The organism is Candidatus Nitrosopumilus salarius BD31 (genome assembly GCF_000242875.2).
GTDB lineage: Archaea > Thermoproteota > Nitrososphaeria > Nitrososphaerales > Nitrosopumilaceae > Nitrosopumilus > Nitrosopumilus salarius.
Genome location: NZ_AEXL02000108.1, coordinates 31,798 through 47,481 on the forward strand (window position 1 = coordinate 31,798; position 15,684 = coordinate 47,481).

At 34.1% G+C, this 15,684-nt stretch carries 15 protein-coding genes and 1 tRNA gene; 4 read left to right on the forward strand and 12 right to left on the reverse strand.

The genetic code is table 11. The features are described from left to right. Positions 1–24: 24 nt before the first annotated feature. The 6 genes from BD31_RS06205 to BD31_RS06230 are packed head-to-tail and all read right to left on the reverse strand — an operon-like array spanning position 25 to position 6,702. The gene (locus BD31_RS06205) at positions 25–999 is read right to left on the reverse strand and encodes an HAD family hydrolase (RefSeq protein WP_008300097.1); all 975 of its coding nucleotides are present in this window, start codon (positions 997–999) and stop codon (positions 25–27) included. After that, entirely contained in the window at positions 996–2,066 is a 1,071-nt protein-coding gene (gene hisC / locus BD31_RS06210) for a histidinol-phosphate transaminase (protein ID WP_008300047.1), read from the reverse strand. Before hisC ends, BD31_RS06205 begins: the two co-directional genes overlap by 4 nt. Beyond that, a complete protein-coding gene (gene hisD, locus BD31_RS06215; RefSeq protein ID WP_008300053.1) occupies positions 2,063–3,334 on the reverse strand; it encodes a histidinol dehydrogenase in 1,272 nt (423 codons plus the stop codon). Before hisD ends, hisC begins: the two co-directional genes overlap by 4 nt. After that, positions 3,334–4,311 (reverse strand): ATP phosphoribosyltransferase, encoded by a 978-nt coding sequence (hisG, locus tag BD31_RS06220; protein ID WP_048097522.1) that lies wholly within the window; start codon positions 4,309–4,311, stop codon positions 3,334–3,336. The genes hisD and hisG overlap by 1 nt, the downstream gene beginning before the upstream one ends. A 38-nt stretch (positions 4,312–4,349) precedes the next feature. After that, entirely contained in the window at positions 4,350–5,609 is a 1,260-nt protein-coding gene (locus tag BD31_RS06225; RefSeq protein ID WP_008300034.1) for a hydroxymethylglutaryl-CoA reductase, degradative, read from the reverse strand. Between the two features lies 1 nt (position 5,610). Further along, on the reverse strand, positions 5,611–6,702 hold the full coding sequence (locus BD31_RS06230; protein ID WP_008300027.1) for a PQQ-dependent sugar dehydrogenase: 1,092 nt from the start codon (positions 6,700–6,702) through the stop codon (positions 5,611–5,613). 82 nt (positions 6,703–6,784) lie between these two features. Between BD31_RS06230 and BD31_RS10085 the strand changes: the two genes are divergently transcribed. Next, positions 6,785–6,874: transfer RNA gene (locus BD31_RS10085), tRNA-Met, on the forward strand. Here the strand turns inward: BD31_RS10085 and BD31_RS06235 are convergent. Next, positions 6,872–8,200, reverse strand: coding sequence for a tRNA(Ile)(2)-agmatinylcytidine synthase (locus BD31_RS06235; RefSeq protein ID WP_008300099.1), 1,329 nt, complete (start codon positions 8,198–8,200; stop codon positions 6,872–6,874). The two genes, BD31_RS10085 and BD31_RS06235, sit on opposite strands and share 3 nt — an antisense overlap. 82 nt (positions 8,201–8,282) lie before the next feature. On the opposite strand from BD31_RS06235, the gene dph2 reads away from it, so the two are divergent. Next, positions 8,283–9,278, forward strand: a complete 996-nt coding sequence (gene dph2, locus BD31_RS06240) for a diphthamide biosynthesis enzyme Dph2 (protein WP_008300086.1) — start codon at positions 8,283–8,285, stop codon at positions 9,276–9,278. Here the strand turns inward: dph2 and BD31_RS06245 are convergent, their stop codons facing one another. Next, complete coding sequence (locus BD31_RS06245) at positions 9,279–9,878, reverse strand: tetratricopeptide repeat protein (protein WP_008300079.1); 600 nt, start codon at positions 9,876–9,878, stop codon at positions 9,279–9,281. It abuts the gene before it with no gap. Then, positions 9,879–10,955: a zinc-binding dehydrogenase gene (locus BD31_RS06250; RefSeq protein ID WP_008300077.1), complete on the reverse strand. Its 1,077-nt coding sequence runs from the start codon at positions 10,953–10,955 to the stop codon at positions 9,879–9,881. A gap of 87 nt (positions 10,956–11,042) precedes the next feature. On the opposite strand from BD31_RS06250, the gene BD31_RS06255 reads away from it, so the two are divergent. Together BD31_RS06255 and pheA are read left to right on the forward strand one after the other, a co-directional pair. Further along, the gene (locus BD31_RS06255) at positions 11,043–11,594 is read left to right on the forward strand and encodes an exosome complex RNA-binding protein Csl4 (protein WP_008300074.1); all 552 of its coding nucleotides are present in this window, start codon (positions 11,043–11,045) and stop codon (positions 11,592–11,594) included. Between the two features lie 3 nt (positions 11,595–11,597). Further along, a complete protein-coding gene (gene pheA / locus BD31_RS06260; RefSeq protein ID WP_008300024.1) occupies positions 11,598–12,413 on the forward strand; it encodes a prephenate dehydratase in 816 nt (271 codons plus the stop codon). Here pheA and BD31_RS06265 read toward each other — a convergent pair. From BD31_RS06265 to guaB, 3 genes are all read right to left on the reverse strand, one after another. Continuing rightward, the gene (locus BD31_RS06265) at positions 12,410–12,880 is read right to left on the reverse strand and encodes a hypothetical protein (RefSeq protein ID WP_008300094.1); all 471 of its coding nucleotides are present in this window, start codon (positions 12,878–12,880) and stop codon (positions 12,410–12,412) included. The two genes, pheA and BD31_RS06265, sit on opposite strands and share 4 nt — an antisense overlap. Positions 12,881–12,953: 73 nt before the next feature. After that, complete coding sequence (locus BD31_RS06270) at positions 12,954–14,333, reverse strand: glycosyltransferase family 39 protein (RefSeq protein WP_008300064.1); 1,380 nt, start codon at positions 14,331–14,333, stop codon at positions 12,954–12,956. A 200-nt stretch (positions 14,334–14,533) separates the two neighbouring features. Next, a partial coding sequence (gene guaB, locus BD31_RS06275) for an IMP dehydrogenase (RefSeq protein ID WP_008300032.1) occupies positions 14,534–15,684 on the reverse strand: 1,151 nt, incomplete at its 5' end.

The following is a 15,684-nucleotide window of genomic DNA, read 5'->3' on the forward strand; positions in this document are numbered from 1 at the left end:
TTCTCACAGGTTATCTAATCTGAATTATTCTAAATTTAAGACCTTCGGAATCAGATGAATTGAATCAAGTACCAGAACAGCGCCATTTTTCTCAAATAATTCTAGTTTTTCTTGAGGATTTTTGCTAGTTCCAATTATTCCACAAAAAGTTGTTTGGTGACCTAAATCAGATACTTTTTTTGCCATGATAAAGTCCTCCATTGAATCCCCAACATACAAAGTTGATACGCTGTTCATCCCTTGAATGGAATCCAATAGTCGCTTCGGATTAGGTTTTGCAAGTTCTCGTGGCTCATCTTCCAAGAAAGCAGAGTTGTTCAAATCAAATTCATTTAACAACTCCTTCATGGAGTAACTTACAGACTCTTTTCCACGACCTGTAACCATTCCAATTTTTGAATCAAACTTTTTTTGTAATGTTTGAATTAATTTTTCATTTAAGATAACATCGTCTTGCTCAATTAAACCCGGTTCAGTAAATTTAGATGTATTTCCAAATAATTTTTCATATAATTTTGGTCCATAAAATAGCTGATCAAATATTTTATACAGAGGATTTTCATGGTGGGTTCCAGGATATGATAACTTTTCTTTGATGTCAGAGATATCAACTATATCTTTAAGATATTTTTCTACAGATACAATGCCAGTAGAATCAGCATGATTAATCACATCAAAGATAAAGTCAGTTTGATCTTTTTGCAATTTTTTTGCAGCAAATAGAGAGATAATTGCAGCGTATGCTAAATCAACCTCATCATTGAAACCACCAGTTGACTTGAATCCATCAATTATTTTAAAATCAACATCTATAGCATCATTGATTTTTGCAATATTCTCCAACACATATTGAGTTGTTTTAATGATTGCCAAGTCATACGATTGTGTAATATCAATTAAGACACCATCGCAGTCAAAGATTATGGCGTCCAATTTTTTTATTGTATCAACGCAGGAATCATCAACATAGATTCCATCAGATCTTTTTGTCAGAGTCATCCCAATAAATCACGGATAGCCAGTAAGAATTTTGAGTTCATCTCTTTTGTTCCAATAGTTACTCGAAGACATCCCTCATGGTTTCCAATTTTTCCCAACTTGCGAATGGATATTCCTTGTTCTGCAAGTGCTGCATAGACCCGTTTGTAGGATCCTTGAGCGTCAAAAAGCACAAAATTAGCCTCAGAATCAAAGACATGAAAGGAGTCGTATTTTTGCAACGACTCTATGATTCTTTTTCTCTCAACTTTGATATTGTTTACAGCATCTTTCATAACATTTGATTTTTCCAAAGCCTCAATTCCAGATTCAATAGTAATTGTACTTAGAGGGTATGGGTATTGCAATATATTCATAAATACATCAGTAAATTTCTTGCTTGCAATAAAATACCCCAATCTTAGTCCAGCTAAACCAAATGATTTTGAGAGAGTTTGAACAACAATAAGATTTTCTTGAGTTTTCACCATACTTGCAAGAGAGTATTTTCCAAATTCTCCATATGCCTCATCAATAATCACAAGACCATCAAAAGATTTGACAAGCTTTTGCAATTCATTTTTTGAAAACTGAAATCCTGTGGGATTGTTTGGAGAGTCAAGATAAAGAATGTCTGCATTTTTAGATTGTTTTTCAAAATCCTTAATATCTAATTTCATATCATTTGAAAATGGAAGTGCAATTAATGGTATGTCATAGAGTTTACATCGTTCTTCAAAGAATCCAAATGTGGGATTTGATGTAAGAACCTTGGTTTGCTTTGATGCAAAATTTGACAATATCAAATCCAAGATTTGATCAGAGCCATTACCAACACCAATCATAGACGAAGGCATTTTGACAAATTTAGATATCATGTCTATTAATCGCTCTACACCACCAAGTGGGTATTGTCTTACATCAGAATTCTTTCTTGCAGATGAGATAATGTCACTTTGAAATTGTTTTGGAATTACATAGTTTTCATTAGAATCAAGCTTTACAGCATCTAAAATAAGTTCAGGTTTCTGATATCCACCGATGAAGGAAAATTTGTTTATCTTTTCATCAAACCAGAATTTTTTCATTTCAATCTACCTTTTACTGCTTCATAGTGATTAGTTAGTCCTTCAGATTCAGTCAGAACTTGAAGATGTTTTGAAATTTTAGACAGTGATGATTTAGAGCAGGTTACCTGAGTACTTATCTTGATAAAGTCCAATACTGAAAGCGAACCACGAATTTTTCCAAAGCCATTGGTTGGAAGAATATGATTTGAGCCTAGAACATAGTCACTAGCAGATGAAGGAGTGTTATTTCCAAGCAAAACTAGTCCAGGACTGGTAATTTTAGAGGATAGGGATTCAAGATCTTTTGTCATTATTTGTAGATGTTCGGGAGCTAGAATGTTTGCAAGTTTTACCATATCAGATTTGGTTTTACAGATTGCAATAAAACCATTATTTTTTAGACTCGTTTTAACAAAATTTCCTCTCTGAATTTTTGTTATAAACTCTGAGATAATTTTATCAACTGATTTTGCAAGTTTACTCGAAGTTGTTATCAAATAACAAAATGTGTCATTGCTATGTTCTGCTTGAGATATTAAATCCAATGCAATGAATCTAGGATTTGCAGAATCATCTGCAATAATTCCCAATTCAGTAGGACCTGCAAGCATATCAATTCCAGTAACTTCGCTGATCAGGGATTTTGCAGTAGTTACAAATGCACCGCCAGGACCAACAATTTTATCAACTTTGGAGATGCTCCTAGTACCATATGATAGTGCAGCAATAGATTGTGCCCCGCCTGTTTTGTAAATTTCATCAGCACCGCAAATATCAGCAGTGACAATTGTCAGAGGATCAATTTGTCCATCCGAGTTTGGAGGAGATACAACTACAATTCTTTTAACACCTGCAATCTTAGCTGGAACCACAGACATTATTACAGAGCTTGGGTATCTTGCCAATCCGCCTGGAATATAACACCCAACGCTTTGAATTGGAACAAATTTTTTAGAGATTTTTATTCCATTGTTGTTAATTGTTTTATTTTTTAACAATGATTTAATTGTAGACTCTGTCTTTGTAAGTCTAGATTTTGCAAAACGTAATGCATCAAGCTCATCCTTGGATACTTTGGAGTACGCGTTTTTTATTTCATTTTTAGATACTTGTAATGATGAAAGATTTACACCGCTGAATTTTTTCTCATATTTGCGAATTGCAACATCGCCATTTTTTTGAACATTTTGCAGGATAGATTCAACTATAGTTTTGTTATTTTGAGGCTGTTTTGGGGTAATGTTTGCTGCAAATTTTTCAACATTAGTTACTTTGATTGTTCTCATCAATTCTCTTCATCACGCTTGATCTCCTCAAGCTCGAGTATTTGTCGTGGTTCATGAACTACAAGACCTTGGGCAATCTTTCTGAGTTTAGGAATAAGTTTGTGAAATTCCTCTTTTTTTATGACGGTGTTAATTCCAAACCATCCCTCTTCACTTAGTGGGCTTATGGTAGGTTTTTTGAGTGAAGGCATCTGTGACAAAAGTTTTTTCAGGTTTTTCTCTTCCACATTGAGGTAAATGTGTAGATATTTTTTGCCATGTACTGCACCTCTCATAAGAGTAACGATATCAAAGATTTTTTCGCGCTTTTTTGGATCTTTTAATGATTTTTTATTTACTATCAAATGTGCTGTAGATGTAAGCACCTCATCTACAATTTTCAGTTTGTTTTGTTTAAGAGTAGTACCAGTTTCAGTTACATCCATTATTGCATCAACATCTTCAGGGGGTTTTGCCTCTGTTGCTCCAAAGGACAAATGAATTTGAACACTTTTGTTAGTTCCCAATCGAACCCAGGGAGTAACAATAAGCGGATCTTTAGATCCATAATATTTTTTATAAGACTTGCATTGTTTTAGAAACTTTGATGCAGTTGTAAGATACTCTGAAGAAATACGAAGTGTTTTCTTCTTTTTACCATAATCTGCTATCATATCGTCGAGATTTTTGTAATGATATTTGTCAGGGAAAGCAATAACCAACCTGATTTTTCCATATTCTAAATCTAAAATTGCTTCAACATCAGAATTTGTTTCACCTACCCAATCTTTTCCAGTAATACCCACATCATACAGTCCTTCTGCAACCAAGGTTGGAATCTCTTGAGGTCGAAGCATTTTCACTACTATACTTGGATCATCAAGGTATACACGATATGTTCTATCTTTTCTATTTACTTTAGTCCAAGATCTTTCCAGAAGTTTGAAAGTAGCTACTTCCAGACTTCCTTTAGGAATAGCAAATTTTACTTCAGACATTTTCAATTTTTTCACTTTTTATCTATATAATCGCATGTTTAAATTTGCTCAAGTAATTCTTTAGCCATATCAAGTGAAATTTTCTTTTCTTCAATCATTTTTTGGACAATTTCATCAATTTGATCAGGTGTGGCGCCAGCAGCTGCTGCAAGATTTCTTGCATGTAAACGCATGTGTCCTTTCTGAATTCCTTCAGTTGCAAGAGCTCGTATGGCACTATAATTTTGAGCCAAACCAGCAGCGGTAATAATACAAGACAATTCCTGTGCAGATATAGCCCCAAGAATCTTTGTGCAAACTTTAGCCACAGGATGAACATTTGCAATTCCACCCACAATTCCAACAGAAAGAGGAATCTCCAATGTTCCAACTAAATTACCGTCACTATCTTTACTCCATTTACTAAGTGAGCGATATTGTCCAGATTTTGCAGCATATGCGTTTGCCGCAGCTTCAATAGCCCTACTATCCTGACCAACTGCATTTGCAACAGCAACAATCCCATTCATGATGCCTTTGTTGTGAGTAACTGCTCTATACACATCATTATCAGCAAATTCAAACGCCTTGATGATATTATCAACTACATCTTCACCTCCCACGGCTTCTTTTTCAAACACTGCTTTTGCTTTTGCAATTCTTCGAGTTGAATAATTAGATAAAATACGTAGGAGTGATCTTCCTCCTGTAATCTTTTCAATTAATGGAGATATAGCTTCACACATCGTATTTGTAACATTTGCACCCATTGCATCTCCTACATCAATTAAGAGTTCTACAATTAACATCTTGCCAGATGGTGTATCGATTTCTTTACAAGAGATCTCTTTTGCACCTTTTCCCATTTTGGATAAAGTGTTGCTTTTGGAATTAGCCAATTCAAGAATTTCATTTGAAGATGATTTAATTTGTAAAATTGCAGATGAAATATCAACTACATCCAATATTTGTACTTGGCCAATGCTGTATGATTCATCTGCAGAAACTTCAAATCCACCTTTTATTCTAGCAATTTTTGCTCCTTTGGATGCAGCTGCAATTACAGATGGTTCTTCAATAACCATTGGTATGAGATAGTCTTTTCCATTAATTTTGAAATTTGTTGCAATTCCTAAAGGAAGTGAAAATGTACCAATGGCGTTTTCTACCATTTTATCTGCTTTATCAAAAGAGATTCCACCATTTTCATTTTCTAAAATACTAATTTCGTCATCAGATAGATTTGAAAAATTGGCAACGATATCCAATCTATCTTTTCTTGCTTTTTCAAAGAACTTTGAAATTGACGAATCAGGCATTTTATTTCAATATCCTCAATAGTTTATCATCCGTACCATCTGGAAAACCTTTTCCATCGGTATTTGAAGTAATTACATAGATGCTTCCATCTGGGCCTTGCACTACATCACGAACTCGTCCAATACCACTAAGAATAGATTTTTGTGAACTTAATCCCTCTGCAAAATCTAATTGGTAAAGATTAGCAGCTCGCATTGAGGCCATGATAAATGGAGATTCAAAATCAAGTGTATCGCCAGAATAAAACAAAATGCCTCCTGGCTCTATACTTGGATCATAACAAAGAAGGGCATTTTCAAATTTTTTATCACCAGAACATTGTTGTTCAGGCCATCCATAGTTTTTTCCTGCTTGAATTAGATTAATCTCATCATTTTTTTCAGGTCCAAATTCTGCAACATACAAATTTCCATCATCATCCCAAGTCATCCCTTGAGGATTTCTAAATCCCAAAGAATACACAGGTGAATTAGAAAATGGATTATCATCAGGGATTGTTCCATCATCATTTAGTCTTAAAATTTTTCCTGATAAGGAATTAAGGTCTTGAGGAAGATGAGATGAATCAGAAACAGTACCTGTTCCCACATACAACTTACCATCAGGTCCAAATTTTATAAAACCACCATTACTAAAAGAAGAACCAGGGATTTTATCAAATATGGTTTGAGCGTCTTTTAGTTTATTTTCAGATTCAGTAATTCTTAGAATTTTGTTCCACAAATTTCCATCCTCATCATAAGTCAAAAATACATAGATGTAATGATTATTAGAAAAATCTGGATGTAGTGTAATTCCTAGCAATCCACCATCAAAGACATTAGCAGATCTTAATGATGCCAATGGTGATTCTAACAATATACCGTCTTGGATAACTCTAATGAATCCATCTTTTTCTGTAACAAATATTCTATCCTCAGAAACAGCTATTGCACGTGGTTTGTCAAGATTTTCAGCTATTATGGAAACAAAATCACTTTTAGTGTTTGAATAAGGATCAGGTAATGAAATTGGATCCGATGGTGAAGTTAAAACAAATATTGAAAAAACTACAGCGATTGCAATTGCAATGATTTGAATTTTCTTATCCACGAAAAGACAATCTTTTCAAATCATATTAATTACTTTCAAGAATTTGATAAAGCGTATATACCGCTGAACTTCATTTATGTTCAGCGGGGTGGGGAAGCCAGACTATTTAGGGCTAAGTCATCCCGGCGGGCTCATAACCCGCAGTTCAGTAGTTCAAATCTACTCCCCGCTACTTTTCATAAACACAAAACCAGGGAAGAGATTTGTCGAATCTTGTTGTTTTGTTAATAGTTCCAATTCTTTGCAAAGGTCTGGTTAGATGTCTATGAGCAGATATTTTTGGAATATACAGTTGTTTTTTGATTTTTCTTGGAACTTCAATTGTTGTTTTTTTAGAAGATTTTTTTCCACATCGAATACACTGAAATCCCTGATTTTGTCCTTTTGACTTCATTTTTTTATTACATTTTTTGCATAATGGATTTGATAATTCAATGTGTTTTTCCAATTCAATAACATCAAGAAACTCCAAATTAATTATTCGGGGGAAATTTTTTGAGGCTTTTCTAACTCCTCCCCCTACACAAATTTTATCTCCTACTATCAAATTTAATGCGATTGTAGAAAGTCCGGTTGGCTTGTAAATTGCACACCAAAACTCATGATTCTGAGAGAGAATTTTAAAAAAAACATGACCGCCTTTGACAATTTTCGGAGAATTTGATATGATCCCAGTTATTCTTCCGGAGGAATAGGGTTTCATGTTTTCAAAACTCAGTTCGTTTTTCAAGTGATCACCAGTTCCCTGATTAGATTTGAAGATCATGTAACCATCTAGTTTTTCATCACTTTTCAAAATCTTTGTTGCATAAACTAGTGAATCTATGTTTTCTCCTCGGACTCCATAGAAAACTGGATCAGGGCCGTGGGGGGTAATTAGAATTCGTCCTTTCTTTGTATCAAAACTGTTGTAGGTGTATGGAAAAGTTTTCTCCTGCATAGTTTTCACACTATCACTTGAGATTTTTCTTTCTTTTCCAAACTTTGATTTTTTTCGATAACTCAAAAGCTCCAACGTGTGATCATCAAAAGCATATCCGATTGCACCGATTGCACCAACTAATCCCTGTCCATTTCCTTGGTAAAAAATCTCTAGATTATTTTTTTTAGCAAATCTTTTTGCATTGTTTCTGTTGATTAATTGCCACAATGCAAGATTACTAAAATTAACAAAATCAGAAGGAATGATATCACTTTCAAAAAATACCAGTCCCGGATTTGCACCATTTTTTACATCAGAGTATTTTGAGACAAGATTTTTAATTTGATTTTTTATTTTGGAGGGGTTTTCAGTCTTTATTTTGAATGAAACTGCACCATTACCTCTAGTTTTCCATGGGATATTAGGATTGAATCTAATCAATCTTGGAAAATCAAGAAATTGAGTTTTTTGTTTTTGAAGTAAATCTACAATTTTGTAGGCTAGAAATGTAGTACACATTCCTTTGGGAGAATCAGTATCATCAAATCCAACATTAAGAATGGTATCTTTGCCCATAATTCATTTTCAAAACTCTGACATTTTTAGTTGTTGTACGGTGCAGTTGATTTAAATTAATAACACTGTATTCCAAGCTAAATTGATCGTAATAGACGAAGAGAGAATTTTCAAAGAGATTGAAGATAAAAATCCAGCATCAGTTTCGCTAAATGGGCCTGATGGTATTTTACCCCAAGTTCAAGAGACCGCCATAAGAATATCAAAAAAATTTGGAATTCCAGCTTATGTGTTAGCAGATACAACGTGGGGGACATGTGATCTTAATACCAATGGTGCAAAAATTCTTGGTGCAGAAATTTTATTCAACATAGGCCATACAATCAATACCGAATCATTAGAAAAAAATTTGGTTCTAATTGATGCATATGATGATGTAGAGTTTGACAGTGTTGCAAAAAAATGCACAGATGTATTAAAAGGAAAAACAATTTCTCTAGTCACAGACAGTCAGCATTTACATCAAGTTGATAAAGTTGAAAAAATTTTGACAGAAGGTGGTATTATAGTCAAAATTGGAAAGGGGAAAGGACAGTTAAATGATGGACAAGTATTTGGTTGTGAGTTTTATCCTGCAACAGCACTAAAAAAAGAAGTGGATGCCTATGTATTTTTGGGACAAAGTAATTTTCATGCAGCAGGAATTGCATTATCAACAAATTTACCAACTTATGTTTTAGATCCTTATTTTAATGAAGTACGAGAGGTTACAGAGTTTGCCCAGAAATTAAAAAAGAAGGCGACTCTTGCAATTTACAAAGCAGCTGATGCAAAAACGTTTGGAGTTATTGTAGGATTGAAAGAAGGACAGCTATCCAAAGTCTTTGCCTTAAAAATTAAAAAAGAGTTGGAAAAAGAGGGAAAAGAGGTTCAACTGTTTGCACTAACTGACATTACAAATGAGAGATTAAGAAATCTAAAAGGGATAGATGCCTTTGTGCAAGTAGCATGTCCTAGAATTTCTACAGATAATCAGTTTGACAAACCAGTTTTATCTAGCCCTCAGGCAAATGCTCTTCTCAGAATTTTACGAAATGAGAGCATTGAGGAATATCTAGAAATTCCACATTGGTTGTAATCACGATACTAATTTTTGGAATCTAGAATTATTAGATAATCCTTCAAATGATTTAGATTTTTTTGCTTTAACTTTGTATTGCACTCCCTGAGAAATTGCATGCTCTAGTAGATCAAGTGCCTCATCACTTTTTGAGAGCATCACACAGCTGCAGGATTTATCAAACAAAACATCACCATTATCAGGATAGTCACTCAATATTCTATCACAGCATAGTACAGATTGCTCATATCTTCCCAAAGAAAACAAGATTCGCTCTTTGTGGTATAGTGCGATGTTATATTTTGGATTCATCTCTAAGATTTTATCACATAACAATAATGCATCAGTAAAGTTCCCTTGTTTACGAAAACACGATATTTTGTTAACTAAAACCGAAAGATCATCAGGACTGATTTGCAGAGCCATGTCATAGCACTTGATGGCATTATCAAAATCTTTGAGTTTGCTTAGAGCATACCCTTTGTTGTTAAGGGAGCTAATGTGGTGAGGATTATCGTCTAGGATTTTATCATAGTATGTTATTGCATCTTTTAATTTTCCTTGCAGAAACAATCTATTTCCTTCATCTAAAATTGAGTTTGTTTTAGGATCGGTCATCTAGTCAGATCCTGGTTTCATCAAGATTTTTCCAAAAAGTCCTTTGCCTTTGAGCATTTTTGTGTGAGCTTCTGCTGCTTTATCTAATGGATATACTGAATCAATTATAGATTTTATTTTTCCTTGAGACATCCAATAGAGACCTTGCTCTAATTCGGCTCTTGTTCCTTGAGTTGAGCCTAAAATGTTAATCCCTTTAAAGAAAATATGCCGTAAATCTGTTTTTGCATCATAACCAGTAGTTGCACCAGTTGTTACAATTGTTCCTCCATAATTTAACAAAGTAAGCTCTTTGTTCCAATGAGAGCCACCAATGTGTTCAAAAATTACATCAACACCAGGAACATCACCATATTTTGGAATTTTTTTTGCAATTGATCTTACTTCTTTGTGCCAGTCTTCTTTTCTATGGTCTATTACATAATCAGCTCCCAACTCCAATAATTTATTTAGTTTGTCAGGACTAGCAGTAGCAATTACAGTGCATCCAAAAAGTTTTGCAATTTGAATTCCATAATTTCCAACACCTGAACTCCCACCCATTATCAAAACTAATTGTCCAGGTTGAATTTTTGCTCTACCAACAAGCATATGCCAAGAGGTCAACAAAGTCATAGATGCGGCAGCGGCTTGATCATATGATACACCATCTGGGATCTTTACAACATTTACTTCTGGTAAATGTGTAAATTCACAATATCCACCCCATAATGGACCAGTTTCAAAACCCCAAATAGCTCGCTTTCTACAATCATATTCCTTTCCACTAGTACATGCTTTGCAGACTCTACATGACATGTTTCCATGGGAAACTACTCTGTCACCTATTTTGATATTTTTTACATCACTACCAATGGCAGTTACTTCACCTGCGGCATCAGTTCCAGAAATATGAGGTAGTGGGATTGCCAAAGGCTTACCTCTCATTCCCCAAATATCATCATAATTGAGTGCCGCTACTTTTACTTTGAAAACTACCTCGTGAGGTTTTGGTTCAGGTAAGGGGATATCCTTAATTTTTAAAATTTTAGAAAAATCATCATCAACAGTATATTCATCATACACCAAAGCTTTCATGATTGTTTTCAAGTTTTTAGTGATATATGATTTATCAAGACTTTACAGACCACAAACAATTATAATCATAAAAACAAAAATCCAACCATGTCTGAAAATGCCGTGTTTCCAGGTGACAAATTAGCATCAATTGAGGAATATGAGGCCGGATTCAACACCTTTGATGATGGTGATATGGTTCGTGCGGCGACGGTGGGAGAAAGTGTCCTTGACAAGGAAACACGAACTGCAAGCATCAAACATCCAAAAATGCTTTCTATTCCCAGAGTAGGAGATATTGTAATTGGAACAGTAGCGGCTGTTATGTCATCAATGATTGCAGTATCAATTGATTACATTAATGGAAAACCCACAACATCCAAAGTTGAATGTGTGTGTTCTACGCGAAATATGCGAATAAGAAATGTAGCATTGGTTAACGATATAGTCACATTAAAAATTATCAGTCATCTTAACGGTACAATTCATGCAGTAATTGATGAACCACATCTAGGGGTTTTATACACAAAATGTAGAAAATGTGGTGGCAAAGTGATAACCATGCGTGATGCTATAAAATGTACAGAGTGTTCATGGATTGATGAAAGAAAACTTTCTACAAACTTTGGTCACATGGATTTCATCAATCTGAGTGACTAAGAAATGATTAATGTTACGTTCCAAGGCGAACGGGGTGCATATAGTGAAGCTGCTGCAAGATCATTTTTTAATGAAGAAATTCAAACAGTACCTCTTGCTTCATTTGCAGAAGTATTAGAAAACACATCTAATGATAAATCAGAATATGCAATTTTACCTGTGGAGAATTCATTAGAAGGAAGTGTTGGTGAAAGTTATGATTTGTTATATTCAACATCTCTTAATGCAATAGGTGAGATATATCAGAGAATTGAGCATTGCTTAATTGGGATTGGCAAATTAGAAGAAATTAATTCAGTTTATTCTCATCCGCAAGCTCTTGGTCAATGTAGAAGGTTTATCGAAGAACACAACATGAAAACAATTCCATCATATGATACGGCAGGAAGTGTAAAAATTGTAAAAGAATTAAACAGAAAAGATTGTGCAAGCATAGCCAGTAAAGATGCAGCAAGAATATACGAAATGCCAATTATTTCAGAAAACATTGCAAACAATCTAAATAATTACACACGATTTTTGATCCTATCAAAAACAAACAGTCCTGAAACAGGCAGGGATAAAACATCAATAATATTTTCAATAAAACATGAGCCAGGCTCACTATACAGAATAATAGAGAATTTTTACAAAAATAACGTCAATCTTACAAAGATAGAATCAAGACCAACAAAATCAAACACATGGGAGTACAATTTCTATGTAGATTTTGAAGGACATCAAAACAATCCTAAAATTTCAGAAATGCTAGAAAAAATAAAACAAGAAACACTCTTCATGAAAGTTTTGGGTTCATATCCATCTGCAAAATTAAGCTAAAATCCTTTCGGTTTTCGTAGAGTAAAACCCATACTAAATCCAATGATTACCATTCCAGAGGTAATCACCATGAGATCAAAGGTAAACCATATCGGATCAGAACTTCTAATCAAAACCCCAGTAATTAATAATTCTGAATTACCAGTATTTTTAATGAGAATTTTTGTTTCGCCATCTGCAACATGAACCCAATCTAAAGTTAATTCATCTTTGTAAGAAGTCATGTTTGGAATTTGTAAACCAGTACTTGGGCTTTCAAGCTTGAGATCAAAAGAATCGCCTGTGATTTGCATATGTTGTGGTGTATGGTTAGGTGCAGGAATTGTATAAGGTATAGAGTCACCAACTGCTAGTGAATAATTCTCATTAATAGTAATTGTTCCAATATGTGTAATTAGTGAATATCCACCAATTGCAATTATTGCACTTCCAACTATCAACCCAATGATAGTTCTTTTGGAAAGCATACTTGAATGATTTTGGATACTGCTTAAAAAATTACCGGAAAGACATATGAAATTAATAATGAAGTGGTTTTAGTTAAAATCCCCACATTGGGAATATGTACAAAAAATTACTGATGATTGCCAAAAGAAACGCTGCGAATATCAAGAAACGTATGGTTTTATTTGGAATTTTATAGATGATGGTCGTTAGTCCCACCCCCATTACTGGTAAAAAATAGATCATGTAATATGCAAAAGTATCTCTTAGTGCATCTATTATCAAATATGGGACAAAGAAAACAAATCCAGAAAATATGAAGGTTATGTCTTTGGGAATTTGTATTTTATTTTTAATTCTCTGAAATATTGTATAGCCCATGAGTATAATGCAACTCCAAAAACCAAAATGCCACCAAGTATAGTTGATTATTGATTGAACCCATAAAGTTGAATATTCTTTTTGATGTCTCTCTATCCCTTCTTCATCTATGTACGTCTTATCATATCCATATGTAATATTATGAACGGTTTTACCACTTGGAATTGGGAGAAATGATGCAATGAATTCATTTGTGGCAACTTCCTGCTGTGTATAATATCCCTTTGTAAATATAACCTGTAAATGATGTATTGGGTCTGTCACTTGAGATACATAGTTAAACTGTTCGACTGGTTTTTGATATATTTCAGTAGTACTCCTCAAGATATCAAATCGCATGACACCTGGTTCAAAGTTTTCATTTACTGCAAAGTATTCCGGATATCTTGTAGAGTATTCCAAAACAGTTATGGTGTTGTCATAAATCGCTAGAGGAATCAAAAACGATGCTGCCATTATTAACAAAAAAATTAGCGGAGTTTTGATGAACTTAAAACGATATGTTGGTATATTCTTGACTGCTATAATGAGTTCCTCTTTGTTATTGAGAACATGATAGATTACAATGAACATAACAAAAAATATTGCTGTTTCTTTGATTAGTGCGGATAATCCTATGAGTAATGCTGCAAAATAGTATTTTTGTTTAAAATATAGATAAATTGAGAAAAAACCTATTGCCATAACTGGCATGTCTCTTAACATCAATGAGGACGATACAAAGATCACAGGACTGAACGCCATAATTATGCTGGTTATAATTGCAATTTTTTTGGTTGATACTTGTTCAATTACTTTATTAGAAAAATACAAAAAAACCATTCCAAATATGACTATTGGAAATCTCCAAGATGCCCAGTTGTCCCCAAACACATAGACAAACGGAGAGACAATAAAGGATAATCCCGGAAGTTGGTATGGCGAATGATCAATTCCCAGCATGAACCATCTCATAAAAGTTGTAAAAAATACTTCATCCAACACCTCAAAGTTTGGGTGAGATATTACAAACATGTGGATTGAAAAGGATGTAAAAATAATATGGATAATGTTAATCTTTTGTAATTTTTTAGATATGAGCTGTAAAATTTCCAATAAATTCAATTTTGAAATTACTCATATTAACTTTAAATCATATCTTGAATGATTATCAAATTTTTACATATGAATTAGACTTTGCCTTTTTACTGATAGTTGATAAACTTGGTATTTGGATCAAGATCCCAAATAGCAGATCATCATATAATTGAGTATAAAGTTAGATAACCAATACAAAATGAGCGTGGTTAAATTATCTACATTAAAGAAACATCGTGTGGTTGGCTTTCTGCAAATCCAGCTCTAGACATTTTAATAAACTCAGCATTTTCTTGCATTTGGGGAATTGTATGAGCACCACAATAACTTAAACCAGAACGAACACCGCCTGTAAGTTGTTTTAAAATATCAGTAACAGTTCCCTTGTAAGGAACCATAGCTTCTACACCTTCTGCAACATAATCATTAAGATCGTCATCCAGTGAAATTGAGCCTGTCTCTTTGGATTTTCGACCAATAGAAGCAGCTAAAGAAGCCATTCCTCTGTAAACTTTGAATCGTTTACCATTTTTGGTTAAAACAGTTCCGGGGGATTCATCAGTTCCTCCCAGCATACTCCCTACCATTACTGACGACGCACCAGCAGCTAAAGCTTTTGTTGCATCGCCAGAAGTTCTAGTACCACCATCAGAAATTATTGGAATGCCATAATCCTTTCCGATTTTTGCACAGTCCATTACTGCAGTTAATTGTGGAACGCCAGAACCTGTAATTACCCTAGTAATACAAATTGAACCAGAACCAACCCCAACCTTTACTGCATCTACTCCTGCTTTGATCAAGTCTTCAGCACCGTGAGCAGTTGCAATATTTCCTGCAATTAATTCACAATCAGGAAATGCTTTTTTGATATTACGAACTGTACTCATGGCATTTTCACTATGTCCATGGGCTATGTCTACAACAAGTACATCAACGCCTGATTCTAAAAGGGCTTCACTTCTTTCCAAAAAGTCACCTTTTACTCCAACTGCAGCACCAACTAATGGTCGCCCTTTCTTATCTTTAGATGCATTTGGAAAATCTGCGTTATTTGTAATGTCCTTAGTTGTAATCAATCCTTTGATCATTCCTGAATCATCAACGATTGGTAATTTTTCAATTCTATGTTTGTGAAGAATTTCCTTAGATTCATCTAATGTAACCCCTAGTTTTGCAGTAACTACATCTTTAGTCATAACATCTTGTATTTTGAGATGTGGATCTGCAAAAAGTAAGTCTCTCTCAGTGATTATTCCAACCAATTTTGAATTAGAATCAACTACCAAAAGGCCAGAAATTTCTTTGTCTCCTGCATAATCTATAGCATCTTGTACAGATTTGTTTGAAGATATAGAATAAGGGTTTT